Annotated in this window: 16 protein-coding genes; 2 read left to right on the top strand and 14 right to left on the bottom strand. The window is 42.3% G+C overall.

Annotated features, from left to right (window positions below; all coding sequences use genetic code 11):
• Positions 1–133 precede the first annotated feature (133 nt).
• The 8 genes from LP667_RS12725 to LP667_RS12765 form a co-directional block, all read right to left on the bottom strand.
• Positions 134–1606 carry a UbiD family decarboxylase gene (locus LP667_RS12725; RefSeq protein WP_021731020.1) on the bottom strand — a complete coding sequence of 491 codons (1473 nt, stop codon included), beginning with the start codon at positions 1604–1606 and terminating at the stop codon, positions 134–136.
• A gap of 590 nt (positions 1607–2196) precedes the next feature.
• Entirely contained in the window at positions 2197–2466 is a 270-nt protein-coding gene (locus LP667_RS12735; RefSeq protein WP_021731022.1) for a hypothetical protein, read from the bottom strand.
• 365 nt (positions 2467–2831) lie between these two features.
• On the bottom strand, positions 2832–3488 hold the full coding sequence (locus tag LP667_RS12740) for a DUF4867 family protein (RefSeq protein WP_021731023.1): 657 nt from the start codon (positions 3486–3488) through the stop codon (positions 2832–2834).
• A gap of 47 nt (positions 3489–3535) precedes the next feature.
• Positions 3536–4798 (bottom strand): PTS galactitol transporter subunit IIC, encoded by a 1263-nt coding sequence (locus tag LP667_RS12745; RefSeq protein WP_021731024.1) that lies wholly within the window; start codon positions 4796–4798, stop codon positions 3536–3538.
• Positions 4795–6291 (bottom strand): FGGY-family carbohydrate kinase, encoded by a 1497-nt coding sequence (locus LP667_RS12750; RefSeq protein WP_021731025.1) that lies wholly within the window; start codon positions 6289–6291, stop codon positions 4795–4797. Before LP667_RS12750 ends, LP667_RS12745 begins: the two co-directional genes overlap by 4 nt.
• A 96-nt stretch (positions 6292–6387) precedes the next feature.
• Positions 6388–7332, bottom strand: a complete 945-nt coding sequence (locus LP667_RS12755; protein WP_021731026.1) for a transketolase family protein — start codon at positions 7330–7332, stop codon at positions 6388–6390.
• Positions 7325–8155, bottom strand: a complete 831-nt coding sequence (locus LP667_RS12760) for a transketolase (RefSeq protein ID WP_021731027.1) — start codon at positions 8153–8155, stop codon at positions 7325–7327. Before LP667_RS12760 ends, LP667_RS12755 begins: the two co-directional genes overlap by 8 nt.
• An 18-nt stretch (positions 8156–8173) precedes the next feature.
• On the bottom strand, positions 8174–9601 hold the full coding sequence (locus tag LP667_RS12765; RefSeq protein WP_056988553.1) for an L-fucose/L-arabinose isomerase family protein: 1428 nt from the start codon (positions 9599–9601) through the stop codon (positions 8174–8176).
• Between the two features lie 129 nt (positions 9602–9730).
• On the opposite strand from LP667_RS12765, the gene LP667_RS12770 reads away from it, so the two are divergent.
• On the top strand, positions 9731–10738 hold the full coding sequence (locus LP667_RS12770) for a LacI family DNA-binding transcriptional regulator (RefSeq protein WP_021731029.1): 1008 nt from the start codon (positions 9731–9733) through the stop codon (positions 10736–10738).
• 94 nt (positions 10739–10832) lie between these two features.
• Here the strand turns inward: LP667_RS12770 and LP667_RS12775 are convergent, their stop codons facing one another.
• The 3 genes from LP667_RS12775 to LP667_RS12785 form a co-directional block, all read right to left on the bottom strand.
• Positions 10833–11927 carry a PTS sugar transporter subunit IIC gene (locus tag LP667_RS12775; RefSeq protein ID WP_021731030.1) on the bottom strand — a complete coding sequence of 365 codons (1095 nt, stop codon included), beginning with the start codon at positions 11925–11927 and terminating at the stop codon, positions 10833–10835.
• 188 nt (positions 11928–12115) lie between these two features.
• Complete coding sequence (locus tag LP667_RS12780; protein WP_021731031.1) at positions 12116–13525, bottom strand: subtype B tannase; 1410 nt, start codon at positions 13523–13525, stop codon at positions 12116–12118.
• A 188-nt stretch (positions 13526–13713) separates the two neighbouring features.
• Entirely contained in the window at positions 13714–14619 is a 906-nt protein-coding gene (locus tag LP667_RS12785; RefSeq protein WP_056988554.1) for a DMT family transporter, read from the bottom strand.
• Between the two features lie 195 nt (positions 14620–14814).
• On the opposite strand from LP667_RS12785, the gene LP667_RS12790 reads away from it, so the two are divergent.
• Positions 14815–15516 (top strand): SGNH/GDSL hydrolase family protein, encoded by a 702-nt coding sequence (locus LP667_RS12790; protein WP_021731033.1) that lies wholly within the window; start codon positions 14815–14817, stop codon positions 15514–15516.
• 88 nt (positions 15517–15604) lie between these two features.
• Here LP667_RS12790 and LP667_RS12795 read toward each other — a convergent pair whose 3' ends face one another.
• The 3 genes from LP667_RS12795 to LP667_RS12805 form a co-directional block, all read right to left on the bottom strand.
• Positions 15605–15907 carry a winged helix-turn-helix transcriptional regulator gene (locus LP667_RS12795; RefSeq protein WP_021731034.1) on the bottom strand — a complete coding sequence of 101 codons (303 nt, stop codon included), beginning with the start codon at positions 15905–15907 and terminating at the stop codon, positions 15605–15607.
• 105 nt (positions 15908–16012) lie between these two features.
• Positions 16013–16900 (bottom strand): ROK family protein, encoded by an 888-nt coding sequence (locus LP667_RS12800; RefSeq protein WP_021731035.1) that lies wholly within the window; start codon positions 16898–16900, stop codon positions 16013–16015.
• A 191-nt stretch (positions 16901–17091) separates the two neighbouring features.
• On the bottom strand, positions 17092–18849 hold the full coding sequence (locus LP667_RS12805; RefSeq protein ID WP_021731036.1) for an ABC transporter ATP-binding protein: 1758 nt from the start codon (positions 18847–18849) through the stop codon (positions 17092–17094).
• Position 18850 lies beyond the last annotated feature (1 nt).

Here is an 18850-nt window from a genome sequence, read left to right on the forward strand (position 1 = left end):
CTTCATTTTGACAGCAAAAAAGCCCCCCGACCAGCACACTTCCGTTGGTCTGGCGGCTCCTTGCACTATTAGAAATTTAATTTTTTGAAATTATAAGTTAAACAGCATCATGAATCAAATCAAGCTGCGCGGCTTATTTCAAATATTTCTCCCAGTCATCAACTTTCATGAATTGGGCCCGTTCGAATTGATCCTTCATATCGAATGGGACGGTCCCATCAATCACTAGTTTAGAACTCATGCCACGGAAACGGATCGACTTCGGATCATATTGTGGCCGTTCAGATGGATCCAATGGATGATTCCGCATCCCAGATAAGACCATCAAGTCTTCATCTGCTTGGAAACGCGTATTCATCGTCCAAATCACATCGTTCATATCGAAAATATCAACATCCTCATCAACTAAAATAACGGTCTTTAATTCCTTAAAAGCTGAAAATGCTAACAAAGCCGCTTGCCGTTGAATACCTTCATCCGCTTCATTCTCTTTATGAATTTGCATGATGGTCATTAACTTCCCACCACCAGCCGGCGGATTATAGACGTTGAGCACTTTACCAGGAATGGCCCGATCAACTAATTGCAAAATACTTGCTTCAGTTGGAATTCCAGCCATGCTGACGTGTTCTTCGGAAGGTCCGATAACACTTTGCATAATGGCATTTTCCCGGTGCGTCACCGCCGTCACCTTAATCACTTGCAAGGCCGGATTAGCATCACCATCATACCCTGGAAATTCAGGCATCGCTTTACCCGTATGCGTATTGATGTCTTCTTGAATGCGTTCGTTAGGCATGATGTAGCCTTCCAACGTGTATTCAGAACGTGCAATCGCTTGTTCATCAACGGTCACCCCGTCAACTAATTGAACAGCTTGGTTCCGAATCGCACCAGCAACACCTAATTCGTTATAGCCGAATGGCGTGGTCGGTGGCTCGAAAGTCGCACCAATCGTAATCGCCGGATCTAAACCAATATTAATGGTAATTGGCATTGGTTTGTTAGCTTTTTCATATTCCTCAGCAAAAGCACCGATATGCCGACCACCAGGCATAATATAAATGCCTAGTTTGTCCTTATCTTCAAGAACCATCCGGTGAATCGTAACGTCGCTCTTAGACTTGTCCATACTTGAGCCAAGTACAACACCGACTGTAATGTAAGGGCCAGCATCTTGGGGCGTATTCGTTGGGGCAGCAACTAACTTTCGAATATCAAAACCTTCATCAGTCGCCTTATAAATAACATCGTGAGCAGGTGCATCCGCTTCAGTGACCGTTTCTGGTTCAACTGGGTGTGAAACTGCTTCATTCAAATATTGACCTAACGTTTGGTAATCATGATGGAACATCTTACCAACGCGTCGGCGACTAGCCATTAATCCGGTTAAAACGCGGGTGTCAGGAAAGCCTTTAACGTTATTGAACATCATTGCAGGGCCTTCTTGGGTTGGCCGTTGAACGGTCCCACCAGCACCAATATACCGATAAACACCAGAAAGTTCCGCATCTGGATCAACTTCTACGTCAGTTTCATGATAGTTCTTTGGATCATCCTTGATCTCATCAAGTACCCGGCGTAAATCCCATGGTTGTTCTGCCATTTCATTCATCTCCCTTAAAGTTTACAAGACTATCATACGGCCAGTCGTAAGCGGGTTCAATTCGGATTCAGCGGATGTGTTATTCATGAATGGAATAATAAAAATTCAACTGATTATCGATGATTAATGGCAAACATCGTCAAACTAATCAGCAGCCTTTAATAAAGTTCATCTACTGACGTAATAACTGCAAAAACAACTGTATTTTTTCCAATTATTAATCAGATAATTGATTCTCAAAAATACGCTATGTTATGAGAAATACTGATAGACTAGTCAAAAAGATTAGACGCTAAATCAATGTACATTAAGCAATAGCAAAAATCCCACTTGAACAACCAGCCATTAACGACCGTTGTCCAAATGGGACCTGCTTTATTAACTATCTACATCAGGTGCGTAATGTGTTCAACTACAAAAACCTGTGGTCAAATTCCATCTATCAAAACTTAATGATGACGCGCTTCAATTGGCGAGCAATAGCATACACAGTCAAAATAATTGTAATTAACCATCCGGTAGTTGCTAGGGCCTTAATTATAGCGATAAATCGCTGCATACCGTTTCCACCTTTAAAACAAATTAAATTGCTAATCAATTGTCTGGGCATCTAAACGATGACTCAATGATAATAATTCGCTAACTAATAAATTTTCAGTTGGCGTTAATCGTATACATTGTGTAAAAATCGTATAAGTTAAATAGTCCGTAAGTTGCCTAATCAGACCACTATCTAATTGACTTGTCATTGATAACTGGTGCTGAGCATCCTGTAATGCCATTCGCATACCTTGATACGTAACAGTTGGCGTTAGCTCCTGATACAGAGCTTGAATAATTCCTTGTGCTTCACTTTTCACGTTACGCACCTTCTTTTCAGAAAACTAATCACTACTAGTATAAGCTCTTTTTACAGAAAGTTTAAGGTTATTTTAATTAAACCTAAATCATTTATAATTTGCTAGCAGTACGAACTCGGTTTTAAGCTACCAAAATCTGATCTTCTGAAAATTCATTCTTGCTAATCTCTTTCTTTACTTACCTGTATCAGTGACACTCACCACCTATTCTTTCAAAAACCATTATTTCGTTCAAACTTCATTTAAGAAATCTTTTTCAAAATAAGTTCAGACCTCAAACGTAAGCATCATATCAATAGTGCAAAACTTTCCCCCATACTCTCGACAGATACTAACTAGCACTGATATAATCTGAAAACCATTAATTAATTTATCTTAACTTGATAATTATTACCGCTAAGTCCTACAAAAGCACCATTTTTCGCTTCATCACTCTCCGAATGTGCTATTAACCATTTATCTGTAGCGAGTAATACCTGCTTTTGACCAGTCGCAGCAGTCGCTAAAGACGAATTAACACCCTTCAGCAATGCAACTAAGCACCGATAGCCTCGCAAACTAGTCTGACAAGGAGCATAATGTAAAGTTGTTCCATATAAAACAATCATCGTTCCAGCAGGTACAAAAAAGGCTTTCGTATTAGCTGTCGCATACTGATTATTGTGAATTTCCCTAACATCGCCTAAGAACAAAACAACGTCTTCAGTAAACCAATTTAGCTCTGGTGTTTGATGCCATTCTAAACAATTCATTCGATCGGTATGACCGTTACAATATCCCACTTGAACTGGAAGACCGCCAAAAACATCTTTTTGGATTGTGTGAGCGATTGCTAATTGTTCTAGTGCTTCATCTGATGCTACATAAACGTTGCCCTGTTTCGGTATTGGCCTAGTATTCAATGTCTTAGCCGCTGAACTAGTATTAATGGTTGTAACGATCTGCGCATATTGTGTAAATTCTGCATCAGTAATCTGATAAAGATGATACTCTAAATTCATTTTTCGAATTGTTTCGTACATATTAATGACTCCTAACTATATTAAAACTCATTTGTGAATCACTCGCCCTAAAAAGCATTCCCAAGTAATTGCGATACTTTAATTGCAAGCCAGCCAAGCGGATTGGTTACTGCTGAATTCATACTGATAATCTGTGAGGTTCCAGTTGGAACAGTTGCTCCTGTCATATGTGCTGCCGCAGTGTAAAATCCCGCCACATCAGTACCAATATATAAGATAAATACCATCATGATAGTACCCGCAATTAACATCCGTAGTAGGTCTTTCTTCAGGTACGCCGCCATCATTGGCAAAATAAAGATAATTGACGATAAATCAACCATTGGCAAAACACGATTTCCTGGGAGAATCACTGCTAGCAATAGTGTTATTGGAATCAATAACAGACCCGTCGCCATCACGGATGGATCACCAGCCATCAAGGCAACATCCATCCCAATAAAGATTTCCCGATCTGGGTACTTCGACTTGAGTACTTTTTCGACTGCTCCACGAATGATTTTCAAACCCTCCATTAATATATCGACCATTTTAGGTAATAGGAGCATTGACGCGCTGACCTTCACAGCTAGGTCCATAACTTTTGGTGCTGAAAATCCAGCCAGTGCGCCAATCAATATGCCAAGGATGAAGCCAATAACTAATGGTTCTCCTAACACGCCAAAGCGTTTATTGATTTGTTTTGGACTTAACTTTACCCTATTCAATCCAGGAATATGGTCAACAATCCCGTTAACTAATAACGCCAGTAAAACCCACGGACTATTAGTGAGATGTGGAAACGATAGTCCAGACATTCCAAATTGCTTTTGAATTGTCGGAGCAGTCCAATCTGCCACTTTCAACATTAAAATAAATAGCAGCAACATAATCACAAAAGCAATAACAAAACTTCCCGATGCAACATACATTACCGTACCGACAACTAAAAAAATCCAGTAATTAAAAATATCAATATCCATGGTCTTCGTAAACTTGACAACAAACAATAAGACATTTACTAATAAAAAAGTAAACACGGCTAATGGCATCAATGCTGAACTCCAGCCAATCTGAGACGCATTTGCCCAACCAGTATCTAATACAGTCAAATGAACCCCAAATCGCTTAACCATTGCATTAGTTGCTGGCCCCAGATTATTGAGTAATAAATCAATCACCATGTTTAGCCCCGTAAACCCAACACCAACCAATAAAGCGGCTTCAAATGCCTTACCAATCTTCACCCGAAATAAAAGACCCACAATAAAGAAAATAATCGGCATCAGAACTGACGCGCCTAATGAAATGACTGACTTTAAAATACTCATTTCGTTACCCCCACTGATTGACAAACTTGTTCGATTGCCTGCTGCCAATTCTTCAAAATTACTTGTCGTCTATCCTCATTAATTGTTCGCCGATATTCATGATATCTCAGTACTTTATTAAGCTGTAGGTTCCCATAAACCATCATTGACCGACCGGCACAATATGCTACTCCAAAAGCACTTAATTCTTCAATATCAGGAACATCAACAACCAAATTCGACATATCACTTTGAAATTGCATTAAATAAGCATTAGCCGTCACACCACCGTCTACTTTGAGTACATGCGTCTTAATAGCTAATTTTTTGTCAATTGCATTTAAAATATCATTGATTTGAAAAGCAATTGAATCAAGCGCAGCTCGGACGACTTCTGGCCGCCCAGTTGTTCGGGTCATACCAGTCAACGTTGCTTTGGCACGTGTATTCCAATATGGTGCACCTAGACCAGAAAATGCCGGTACTAAGCAAGTATGATCCTCCGGTATTGCCTGACGAGCAAGGGCCTCTGCTTGATTGGCTGAATCAATTAATTTTAAGTCATTGACTAACCACTGGACAACAGCACCCGCATAGTTGATATTTCCCTCCGCAACATATGTCATCTGACCATTAATTTTCCAACCAATAGAAGTCACAACATCCGATGACTGAACTGGCTTATCACCTATATTCATCATCACAGATGATCCAGTGCCAATAGTAGCCTTAACATCACCGATATTTTCGCATCCTTGTCCGTAAAGCGCCGCCTGTGAATCGCCTAACATACAATGAATTGGCAGTGCTTTAGGGAAAATACCTTCAAAATCAGTTTTCCCAAATAAAGTATTCGACTGTTCAATCGTTGCTAAAGCTTCCAGTGGAACACCAAATGCATGACACAAACTCGAATCCCATGCAACCTTATTAATATCTAACAATTGAGTTCGAGATGCATTGGATGGTTCAGTCTTAAAAGCATGACCATGGGTTAATCGGTACAATAGCCACGTGTCCATCGTTCCCATACAGAGATTGTGATTTATCGCGGCAGTTTGTACCTCTGGAACGTTTTTTAACATCCAAGACAACTTGGCCGCCGTAAAATAAGGTGACAAAGTTAATCCAGTCTTCGCCTTCACCTCATGTGCAATCCCCTTTTTTTGTAGCAACTCAACAATATCAACGGCCCGTCCATCCTGCCACACAATGGCTTTAGTCAAGGACTTTCCCGTATCCTTCGCCCATGCAGCGGCAGTTTCTCGTTGTACCGAAAGTCCAATACCACTAATTTCCTTTACTGGAACACCGGCATTTTGAACTAAGTCATTCATTAACAAAATAACATTTTGATAGATTTCATCTAAATCATGGCTGATCCAACCATCTTTATTAATTATTTGCGCGTGGCTACGCGACTGTTTATAAACAATATTGCCTAAATCGTCGAACAATAATACTTTAGTCCCTTGTGTGCTTTGATCAATTCCAATTACATAATTACTCATCATTTTCACCAACTTATTAATTTTGGGTTATAAACAAAGACAGCCACCAGCCGAAGCCCAGCAGCTGTCTTCAAATTTCAATTCAACACGGTCGGTATGTCAGTTGTCCAAACACTTAATGACTCGAGTTGTAATATTTTGCGCATCAATTCCATAATGTTCGAAAACTTCAGCTTGTGAGCCAGCAATCGCTGGCTCGTCTGGGAAACCGACAATATCAATCTTTGTATCACCCCGAATTGCCAGTGTTTCAGCAACTGCTGAACCTAAGCCTCCATAAACAGTATGTTCCTCAATAGTGGTTACTAAACCTACTTGGTCGGCAATTTGATTAAGCAAAGCAGTATCTAACGGTTTGACACTGACCAAATCAACCACTTTAGCGTGAATACCCTGCTTAGCTAATTTATTTGCAGCCTCCACTGCAATTTGAACAGTTTCACCAGCAGCAACTAAAGCGACATCATTACCATTATCTACAACAATATTGGCTTTACCGGGGCCACGAAAAGCCTGATTAGTATCATCATAAATATCTGGTAATGCTTGTTTCCCAATTCTGACATAGGCCGGATGATCCGATTTAGCCAAATATTGCATCAAACCACGCGTTTGCCACTGATCAGCGGGCATATAGACCTGCAGATTTGGCAACGCTCGTGTAATAGCTAAGTCTTGTAACGAATGATGTGTATTTCCCAAAACACTGTACGAGTTTCCACCGGAAATACCAATCAACTTTACATTGGTATCAGAATAAGTGACATCAACTTTAACTTGTTCAATGCTTCGCATCGTTAGGAACGCAGCTGGTGAAAAAACGAATGGTCGTTTTCCACTATGTGCTAGTCCAGCACCAACAGTCACCGAATTTTGTTCTGCAATCCCCATTTCAACTAACTGGTCTGGTAGCTGTGACGCAAATGGCATTAGTGAGGCCGAACCACGAGAGTCACTGGTTAACGCCAAGATATTATGATCATGTTTAGCCGCAGTGATTAACTCCTCACAAATTATAGAACCTACCTTTGCACTTTTAGTCATTTTGTAACCTCCCAATTAATTCATCAAGTTCATCCAACCCTTGTTGATACTGTTCTGCAGTCGGAACTTTATGGTGCCATTCAGCACGATTCTCAGCAAAACTAATACCACGACCCTTAACGGTATCTGCTAAAATTAACTTTGGACGTAAAGGTGTATTGGGGGTCTCCAGTGCCTTAACAAGTTGTGCCATATCATTCCCGTCAATCTCAATAACATCAAAACCAAATGCACGATACTTATCAACTAGTGGTTCACTATTCATGACTTTTTCAGTTGGGCCACTGATTTGCAAGCGATTATGATCAATAATCGCTGTCAGATTATCCAACTGAAAACTACCTGCGGCCATCGCGGCTTCCCAGACAGATCCTTCAGCTTGTTCACCGTCTCCCATCAATGTATATACGTGATAATCCTTGTGGTCTAACTTCGCCGCTTTGGCAATGCCAACACTTAGGCCTAATCCATGACCTAACGAACCAGTATTCAACTCAATACCATTAACGTGATTGGTTGGATGACCAATATAAGGTGAATCAAATTGTGAATAAGTTTGTAAGTCACTCTTTGGAAAATAACCCCGATCTGCTAAAACGTTATATAACACCTCAACAGCATGGCCTTTGGACTGAACATAGCGATCACGGTCATCGTTAGCAAATGTCGTTTGCGTCTGATTCATAGCCGCATAATATAACGCAACCAGAATGTCGGTACATGATAAATCCGAACCCGTATGTCCCGTCTTAGCTTGATAAATCATTTGCCAAGTTGAACGCCGGATTTGCGCTGCTTTTAACTTTAATTCGTCAATTCTCAAATTAATCTCCCCTATTCCTTACTTAACGATTGAATCAATATCACCACGTAAATATGCTTGCACATCGTCTTCAATTGGATCATAGAAATCAGGTGTTACCCCTAGATACTTACATGCCTCATACAAGACAGGAACCACATCGGCACGTACTGCGGCCATATGATGAATATATGGTCCATATACAAGTTTTGTTTCAAAGCGATTGAGATTAGCGAATTGTAACCAAAGATAAGTACCTTGTTCATAAGGCCCCTCACATGACTTAGCATTACCTAGTAATAAGTTATATTGACCATTATCTCCGTCAAAACGACACAACGTATATTCGCCATCTTTTGCTTGAAGTGCAACAGAACCAGGGAAATCAAAGACAAAGTGTGATTTTGGTAACGATGGTTTATTCTTGGCCGTGGAGAACGGGAAAACACCCAAATGTTGCAATAATTCACCGTTTGGATTTTCTGGATGACGACAGTTAACATCAGCAAAAATCGCCTTCTCATCACCCATCGTTGCAGCTTCAACTAATAATTCGGAGATAACACCGTGAATATCAGTTTCACAAGTTACGGGAGTTCCTTCATCTTGAAGTAACGATTCCGAAGCGTATGGTAAAATGCCAATCTCATCTTGCAAGGCCGTCCAGCATTGGATAGCACCAGCATTACATCCATATTCAGTCATCTTGTGTGATAAGGCGACTTTTAACGCGGCTACCATATTCAAATCTTTATCAGTAATATCGACATCTGCAACTTGCTTTAACGTTGCAACCGTTACGTCAATTTCTGACGAATGACTTGCTTGTAGCGTATGAATTTCTTCAACAAGTTCCGTCAACGGAATTGGTGATAATGAAATGTTGAACTTTTCAAGCAGTTCTCCTTCATTTACCATTGTTGACCAAAAATCAAATGGCCGTGGTCCAACTTGTAAGATTCGCGTATTCTTGAAAGTTTTTACAATATTACATACTTTAATGAAATCTGTTACACCGCGTTCAAATTCAGGATCGTCAATATCAACATTGACTAAGTAAGTAAATGGAATTTGGAAACGACGTAATACTTTTCCAATAGCAAACAATCCACATTGCGTGTCTCGAAGACGAGAGCCATCAGCAGCTGGTGCTTCATCTTTAGGACCCCAGAGTAATACTGGAACATCTAATTGTTTGGCTAACCGTGCACATTCATATTCAGTACCAAAATTTTCATTTGCTAAAAATAAGCCATCAATTTTTTCAGCTTTAAATTTAGTTGCAATTTTCTCCATACCAGCGTCATCATATAATAGACCATCATCGTTTACTTCTTTAATATCAACATAGTTAACATGCATGGCATCCAACTTATCACGCGTTAAATTTGCGTATTCAATAGCTGCATCTGCCGAAAAAATATTACGTCGGGTCGGTGCAAAACCTAATTTAATTGATTGAGTCATAAAAATACCTCCTGATTTTTTGTTATCGCTTACATGATGCATTCTAAAATATCAGCTAAATCTCCTCAATAGTTTTTGTAAAAATAGCATTAGTTTAGTATAATTTTAGTTATCACAGGAGATGAATTTATGGGAATTAAAATCAGTGACATTGCACAACTTGCTGGCGTATCTAAATCAGCCGTTTCATTAGCACTTAATGAAAAGCCAGGAATAAGTATAAGCACTAGAAAAAAAATCATTAAAATTGCTCATCAACAAGGCTATACACCACTGCGTAAAAAGCGTCAGGATATTCAAAACAATCTAGGAGCTGTAGCCTTTCTAGTTGTGACAACAACCGGTGTTGTAAAGAGTAATTATCGAACGCTGCCTTTTTTTAACTCACTCATTTCATGCTTATCTGCTGAGATCAGTGCAGTTAACGGTAGTTTAAAAACTATTACTATTACACAGACTGAATTAAGCCAGCAACTCTCCTCTATTAGGGAAACAGCAGATAGTTTTCTAGTACTGGGTACTGATCTCACAAAGAAAAGTGCTGCACTAATTAATCAACGTCTTAAACATGTCGTTTTCCTTGATACATATTTTGAAGACATTAATGCTGACTTTGTTACCATGGATAACTACCAAGGTGCCCGATTAGCAGGAGAGTATATCTTGCGAAAGGGGTATCGTCAGATTGGTTATTTTGCATCTGACAAAATCATGTCAAATTTTTCAGAACGGCGCCGCGGTTTTCGGGCAATTCTAAAAGAAGCCGGTGTCACTATTTCTAACGATAATTTTTATTTCATCTCGCCAACTGAAACTAATCCCAATGGCCTTAATATGACAAGATTTATTAATAAGTTACCTAAGGCAATTTTTTGTGAAGACGATTACATCGCCCTTCGGCTACTTAAGGTTGCTCGCCAAGCTAAAATTACTATCCCTGACCAACTAGCAATCATGGGTTTTGATGATATTTACGAGAGCACTTTGGTTTCCCCAGAACTGTCAACCATTCATGTGCCTATTGAACAAATTGCTCATGAGGCGCTAAAGCAATTAATCGATCACTATTTACATCCCCAACGGCTGCCCTTAAAAATTCTTGTCGCAACTAAACTTGTCGAAAGGCAATCATTATAAAAACGAGGGGCAACTAAACTAATTAATTAGTTTAGTTGCCCCTCGTTTTTATTTACTCAGTCGCATCTCGGTTTTAGTCGTACGATCAATGTGATTAAACCACTTCCAACTGTAATTGCCGCGATTCAACCCACTTCGCCGCCACTAGTACGCGGTACAGTACGATTGAAATAATGGCTGGCATCAGGACGCCCGTCAGCAAGTAGACCACAAACTGGTTAAAGTTAGTCGAAGCTAACGAAATCGGCGCAATCAGTGAATTCAAACCTAAGCCTGCTAACTTGTAGCTCGTTGAAAAGTGGAAAACCATTGTCGCAACTGGCGCAGAAACAATGGCCGCAACCATTGGTGGAATCGCTAACCGTGGATTCACCAGCAAGTTCGGAAATTGGACTTTAGGTGTAATAATCCCCTGTGCAATATTAGCGCCCAAGTTGTTCTGTCGAAAAGACATAATCGTAAAGCCCACGAACTGGGCGGTCGTTCCAATCAAGGCTGCGCCAGACGACACTGGATCCAACATCACAGCAACGGCCAGTGCCGCCGAAGAGGCTGGCGTCATCAGGAATAAGGCCCAAGCGAGCGAGACCGCCATTGACCCCATCAACGGGTTAACTTTCATCGAGGTCGCAATGAATTTACTCAACCAGACAAGCGCTGGTGTCGTCACTGCTGCTAATCCCAAACCAACCACCGCACCAACAAAGGTAGCTGCTAACGGCACTAACATCATATCAAGCGGTGTCTTACCCGTTAAATAATTACCGACCAGCACTGCTACCAGCCCAGCCGCAACTGCTGAAATCGGTTGTCCAGTGGTAAAAACAGAACTCTGGGCCGCCTGAGCTAATGTATGTCCAGTAGCCGTTACACCGTTAGTAGCTGATTGTGAGAAATACACCGCGTTAGCACCAATCGTGGATGAAATCATGGCACTAAACGTGACCAACGTATTACTATTAAGCATCGTCGCAATGGCGACCCCAAAGGCTGGTCCTAGTAAGACTTGCGCAATCGCCCCTATTTGATACAACGCCGTCCAGTGAACAAAATTAGCAAGTGATTGCAATAACAATCCAATTCCCAAACAAACCAAAATTGCATTAGAAACACCGGCTGAAACTTTATAAACGTAATCCATGGTACTCATCTTATGTGTCGCGGTATCCGCGGTAGTCTTAGTTTCCATATGTATGCCTCCATTTAAATTAATAAGAATATGATTAGAAAAATATGAGAATAGCTACATTTAACCATGAGTTATGAAAATTGTCAACGTTATTTTCAGCATTGTTCTAATAACGACATCATAAAAAGAATGACCAGCAAGCTTTGGTACAGCTGCTGGTCATTCTCATTCAGGTTAAAACATTCAAATTATTGACACAAGTGATCAATCCAGGCGAATAATTCCCCTAAATCGTAATCGCCACTATGTGGAATGTCCCATGGTAACGCAAAGTCAACATCATAGCCCTGATTTTTGAGCATCGTTGCTAGAATGATTGGAATCGCAAAACTCGTATCCCGGTCAGCCGCGCCATGACGAATCCGCCAATGTTTAGCAACTTGTGCCTGTTGTGTTAATAAGTAGCTGATTGGATTAACCGCTTTGACAAGATCATCATCAGCCAGTTGAGCCGTAACCGTACTTCGTGCCTGTGACAATGCTGTAAAGTGCTTGCCTAGCACCAGCGCATCACCAAATAAATTATTTTCTGGACTATCCAAATCCAATTGATCAAATGCTGGTACGGCTTTCATCCGTGTTAACGATTTCAGATAGGCTGTCAAATCTAGTTCAGTCACTTGACCATCCGTGACGGTAAAACCCGCATACTTATGAATATCAGTTCCTTGGTCCAGCGCATTTTGTGCCGAAGCCATCAATAAGTGGCGGACGACTTCACGAAAAGGGCCAGTACCAGCCGCTGTCACGGTCAACGTCGTTCCGTCAGTCGCTTTTAACCCCAAGTGATTCAAATAATCCCTAAACTGACGTTTTAAAGTCGCTGAAAGTGCCTGCGCTTCAGAATCCAACACACCACTAACTGGTTCAAATTGCGGACGCCCGTTCACAGCAGTTCCCGCTACCGGTTGATATCGGTGCCAGTCATTGATACCGTTAAATTGCCACTCATAGGCCATGTCTGCGTGTTCCAGATTATGAATCGGGCAGTAAGCCGACACTGCAAAGATATCATCAGTCGTTGGTGCCGCACCAAGCGCGGTTAACGCCGTTTCAAAATAGGCGCTGTTTCCACTAGTCCCCGCTAAAGCGGAAGTGGCACCCCCAGCACTCGTTCCATTCGTGATAATCCGATCCGTATCACCTGGCAGCCGATTCTGGTTATACTTAACGTAGCGGATAGCCGCCTTCATATCTACAATAAAGGCCGGTGCCTGTCCGACCCGTTGACCTGACTCATCAAGCGTGGTACGCCCTCGAATCCCGGCGGCCACCACCACATAGCCTCGTTTTAGCGCCTGCTGAATCGTAGTCGCATTCGTTGGCCATGCCGTTCGCTGTGGATCATCCGCCGGACCAGGCATGTAGCCACCAACCGTATTGGGCATCAAGATTGGTGCAGTCGTTCTTTGATAACCATTAACTGAACCATCATGCAAATAAGCTGCTGGCACAAATACATTTAACACCTGAATACTTGCCACCGGATGCTGAACATACTGAATCTCTCGGGCCGCATAGTAATGAACCGCTTGGCCTGCAACTTGGACTTGTTCAGGAACCAACCAGTCAGGATCAAAGATTAAGCGATCATACATCTCTCTACCTCCGTTTCTATCTAACCGTTACTTTACCCCTATTATCAAGTTTAAAGCAACTCCCTTTAAATAATCTATTATTAATTGCGAATAATGATGCTAAGGCGATCGATGACCTTTCAATAGCATGTGTGCCTATTGAATAGCGCCATTAATTGATTCTGTGTTCCATTCAAATCACTTAGTACTCACTTGGGGACAAACTGATTCGCACGAGTGGCGGCAAATTGCAAAATAGTCACCCCAACAATCATCATCGCACCAATCAGTCCGACCCAATTAAAGTGAACGTGTAAAAAGAAGACACTTAAAATAGTGGCTGCTAATGGTTCAATCGCCCCCAAAACACTCGCGGTCGTTGGTAAGATAAATTCGAGGCTTTGCAGAAAAAATAAGTAGGCTAGCATCATCCCAAAAATCACTACAAAACTGACTTGCCCCCATGCAGCCCAAGTTAGCTGTGGTGAATAACGCCAAGCTCCCGTTCCAATCAGCACTAGGAACCCACCAATTAACATCGACCACCCAACAATAGGCGTGGCGCCATACCTCGTTAGTAACTTGGTCGGCATCAACGTGTAAATCGTCGCCCCAACTGCAGCCAGCAAACCCCAAATAATTGCAATTACTGGTAAAGCTAGCGAATGAGTCCGGCCTTCCGTAACGATTAGAATCGTCCCAATAATCGCCGAGATTACAGAAATGACGTCTACCTTACTGGGGAGCTGCCAAGTGGTGGCGGTAATGAAAATAATGATCATGACCGGTGACAAAAATTGCAGAATCGCTGCCATCGCCGCATTTCCCGTACTAATGGCCATAAAATAAGTCAGCTGAACACCAGCCATCCCAAACAGACTAAACACAATCAGCCGTACCGTTGCCTGCCAGTCGTGAAACACCGCCATTACGGGTAACCGACGACCAAGTCCATATAATATTAATAGCCCCCCTGATACTAGCATCCGCACCGCAACTAGCCACAGTGGTGAGATGACCGTCGTATCAAATAAATGCTGCGCCACCGTTCCCGAACTCCCCCACAAAAAAGGGCCTACACTGGCTAACAATAACCCCACCGTTTTCTTTTGCATTCAATCCACCTCCAAAAGTCACTAGTCTTAGTCTAACAAGCACACCTTAACTTTCCAATGGCCTTTTCAAAACTGGCTTGGATGTCTTACTTAACAAACTAACACTGATGCAACTTTGATGACCATATAATTAATTTCATAATTGACACCGCTAAAGTGGTAGGCTAATCTTATAGCGGGGTATGGAGGTGTCAAATGAAACATCAAAAATTAATTTATTGGTTAGTTGGGATCTTTGCTGTCGTCTTCATTGGTGGCGCATTGATTATTCCAACACCAACCATTAAGCAACAGGTTGTCAGTATTGGCAACGCCATTACGGGGAATACTAAAACTAAGGGTGCCACCCACGCCGTCTCGGATAGTGCCCTTGGCGAAAAATATCAATTATCAACTAGTGAAATTCACGCACTACGCAAACTTAAAGTAACCGGTATTGGTGATTCAATCATGGTCCGAACTACAGCTGATTTAAAACAAATTTTCGGACACTTTAACGTGAACGCAAAGGTCGGTCGCCAAGTGTCTGAAGCACCAGCTATAATTAGCCAATTAAAAGCCGATAACGCCATTCAAAAAAACGTGCTAATTAACCTAGGGACAAACGGTCCAACAAGTGCCGCCGAAATCAATGGAATCATTGATCAGATTGGCAGCAACCACCAGATTTACTGGGTCAACACTCGCGTTCCTGGTAAGAACTGGCAAGATCCTAATAATCAATTAATTGCCGCAGCCACTAAGAAGTACAGTAACGTCCATCTAGTTGATTGGTTGTATGTCGCCCAAGACAACGATAACTGGTTTGTCAAAGATAATTTACATCCCAACAGTCTCGGTGAACGTGAATATACCGCAACGGTCGGTCAGACAATGGCTAAAACAGCAACGCCATAATTTTAGTGTTGATTATCACATTAATTACAAACAAAAATGAGCTTTGACAACGGTATAATGCCGTCGTCAAAGCTCATTTGCATATATGTTACTGCATGTCGATAATCATCTGGTCGCCCCATACCTCTAATTGTTGAAGCTGGTGCTGGAAATGAGTTCCAGCAGCTGTCAATTGAAACTGGTAGTCCGCCGTCGCTACAACTAACCCTAATTCAGTCAATCGGGCAAGAACATTTAATAATTTAAGCGTGCTTAGTCCCCGAATTTGTTGCCGCAAATTCATGATAGCCATCGGTGCTACCGTTAAATTTGTCAAAACCAACGCATCCCAACGATCATTGAGCACGCTCAAACCAACTTTGGTTCCAATATTTAGATCACGCATCACCATCAGTCACAACTTCCTTACCTTAAATTAGAAATGATGAGCTTATTTTAAGGTAGTCATTAGTGGAATGCGAGTAATTTGTCTGAGCGATTCGCCAATTACTCGCAGTCATTCTCGAACATCCGGATACGTCTGACAAAAATCAACGACCGCTCCCCGTAAATTAGCTTCATCGGTAAAATGACAAGCCACAACATCTGGTTTTATAGAAGCAATTTTTACAGTTGCCCGCAATTTTTCAATTTCAGCATTGATTGCTGGGAGTAGGTGCGGATTATTCGAGACCGCCCCGCCCATCACGATCAATTCCGGGTCAAAGCTGTATTGTAAGTTGTAGATGGCGCGTGCTAAAGCCCGAACCATAACTTGAACTTCGGCTTGCGCATCGGCGTCACCCTTGGCAGCCAGTTCGAACACGGCTTGCCCGTCTAGCTCAGGTTGAGCTGAATGGCTCGCGTTGTACCGCTTCGCAACAGCTACCGCGGTGCCTAACTCACTTAAAATCTGATGGTCATTCATGAGCGTAAATCCAAACTCACCACCGAATAAGTGCGCGCCGTGCCAGATTTGATGATTCACAATGACCGACCCACCAACACCGGTTCCCACAATTAAGAAGCACAGGCTAGCAACCTGTTTCCCGGCCCCATCCGCCAATTCAGCCAACGCCGCACAATTAGCGTCATTTTCCATACTGACCGGTAATTCAAAGCGTCGTTGTAATTCTGGTTGAATCCGAAAATTATGAATATACGGCAGTGCGCTGGCACCCTCAATAATCCCAGTTGCCTTATTGACGGCCCCGGGTGAACTAATCGCCACGCCCACAATTTGATAATCGCGTTTCATCTGCGCGACCTGCGTGGTTAGCAAAGTGTAAAATTCAGCTAGCGTTGTGGGCGTCGCAACTTTAGTTTTACCAACTAATTGCTGCTCTTGCCACACCGCAAACTTAATGGTCGTGCCACCAATATCAATAACTCCTAATGACTGCATCGTTTTATCATTCCTTTATCAATTAAACTAGTTATCATAACAATGATAGCGCTTAATTAAGTAAATGTATATTCTTTTATAATGACAATCCATCCCGACATATTTTATCAAATTATGCTTTTCTAACCGATACTGGACAGCAAAAACAGTTGATTACCACGTGCCACGTCATGGTAACCAACTATTTTTAGTTAATCTTTAAATTGAATTTTAACATAATCCCGATAGAGTGGGACATTCGCCATCAGCTCTTGATGCGTACCTGAACCACTCACATGGCCATCTTCAATGAAGTAAATCTGATCCGCATCCACGATCGTACTTAGCCGATGGGCAATCACTAAGGTTGTTCGGCCCTTCATTAATTCGCCGAGGGCTTGTTGGACCATCGCTTCTGATTCAGAATCCAAACTAGCGGTCGCTTCATCGAGCATCAGAATCTTGGGGTCCCGTAGAAAGGCCCGTGCAATGGCTAACCGTTGCCGTTGACCACCACTGACTTTAACCCCACGTTCGCCAACTTGCGTCTCAAGGCCCTCCGCCATGGCGCGTACAAAGTCAGCCGCGGAAGCTAATTCTAAGACGTGCCACAATTCATTGTCGGAGTATAACCGATCAGCACCGTACGTTAAGTTTTGACGAATCGTGCCGGCCATGATTGCCGAGTCCTGACTGACATACCCGATTTGTGACCGCCAACTATTGAGACTTAGTTCATTAACATCTTGCCCGCCAATACTAATTTCACCAGCGGTTGGTTGATAATAACGTTCTAGAAGGCCAAAGATAGTCGACTTACCACCACCAGACGGTCCCGCAAACGCCACCACTGTATTTGGTTTAGCTTCAAAACTGACATCGTGCAAAATTTGTTGATCATCATCATAGGCAAAGTCAACATGGTGCATCGCCAAAGTCTCATTGGCGACCGCGTGTTCAACACCAACCGTCAATTGTTCTTCCGGTTCATTCAACAACTCCCGAATCCGGGCCGTCGAGCCACTAGCCTTTGCTAACGTGGTGAAGAACTGACCAAGCATCCCAGCTGGGCCAATGATTTGGAACAGGTACATTAGAAATGAGACCAAAGTCCCCATCGTCATCGTTCCACTGGCAACCCGCGCAGACGCATACAATAGTACTCCAACGAATAACGCCATCATCGTTGCCGTCATCACTGGGCTCGAAATGGAATCATAGATGGCTTCGCGTAGTCCAATTCGATATAACGTCTTGATTTGGCGTGCACCCGTTGTCGTTTCGACGGGTTCAGCATTGGAAGATTTCACTAAGCGAATCTCACTCAGCGTTTCTTCTGCCGTCCCACTAAAATTAGCTAGAGCATCTTGGCGTTCATGACCAATCTTGCCCGTCTGCCGCATGATTGGAAACATGACTAATAAAACGGCTGGAATTGCTAAGACCATAATCAAGGTCATCCGCCAATCCATCAAGACCATGATGGCAATCGCCCCCACTAGTTGCATCAACGACGTCACGACTTGCGGAAACGCGTTAGCGAGCAAATCTTTGATCTGCGTCGAATCATTGACCAACCGCGACGTCATTTCACCCGTCTTAACGTTATCAAAGTAGCTAACCGGCAACCGCACTAATTTATGCCACAAAGTACCCCGTAAGTTAGCAACAACGTTTTCACCAAAAATCCCCAATAAGGAACCGGATAACGCGCTAATGACTGCACTGATCAAGAATAAGCCAATCACACCAATTAGTAAGGTCTGATTAACACCGTGACTAAAACCATTAATCAACGTTTGGGCAAACTTGGGCACCATCAACTGCGCACCAGTCGCCAATAAGCCTAATGCCAAGCCCAACCAGAGTTGCCAATAACGAGGGCTAGCGTGCCGAATCAATTGTAAGAATTGTTTTAAATCAAATTTACCACCCGCTGGACGCGAGTATGTTGCTTGTGGTCGTTCCATC

It is taken from the genome of Lactiplantibacillus paraplantarum, assembly GCF_003641145.1.
Taxonomy (GTDB): Bacteria; Bacillota; Bacilli; order Lactobacillales; family Lactobacillaceae; genus Lactiplantibacillus; species Lactiplantibacillus paraplantarum.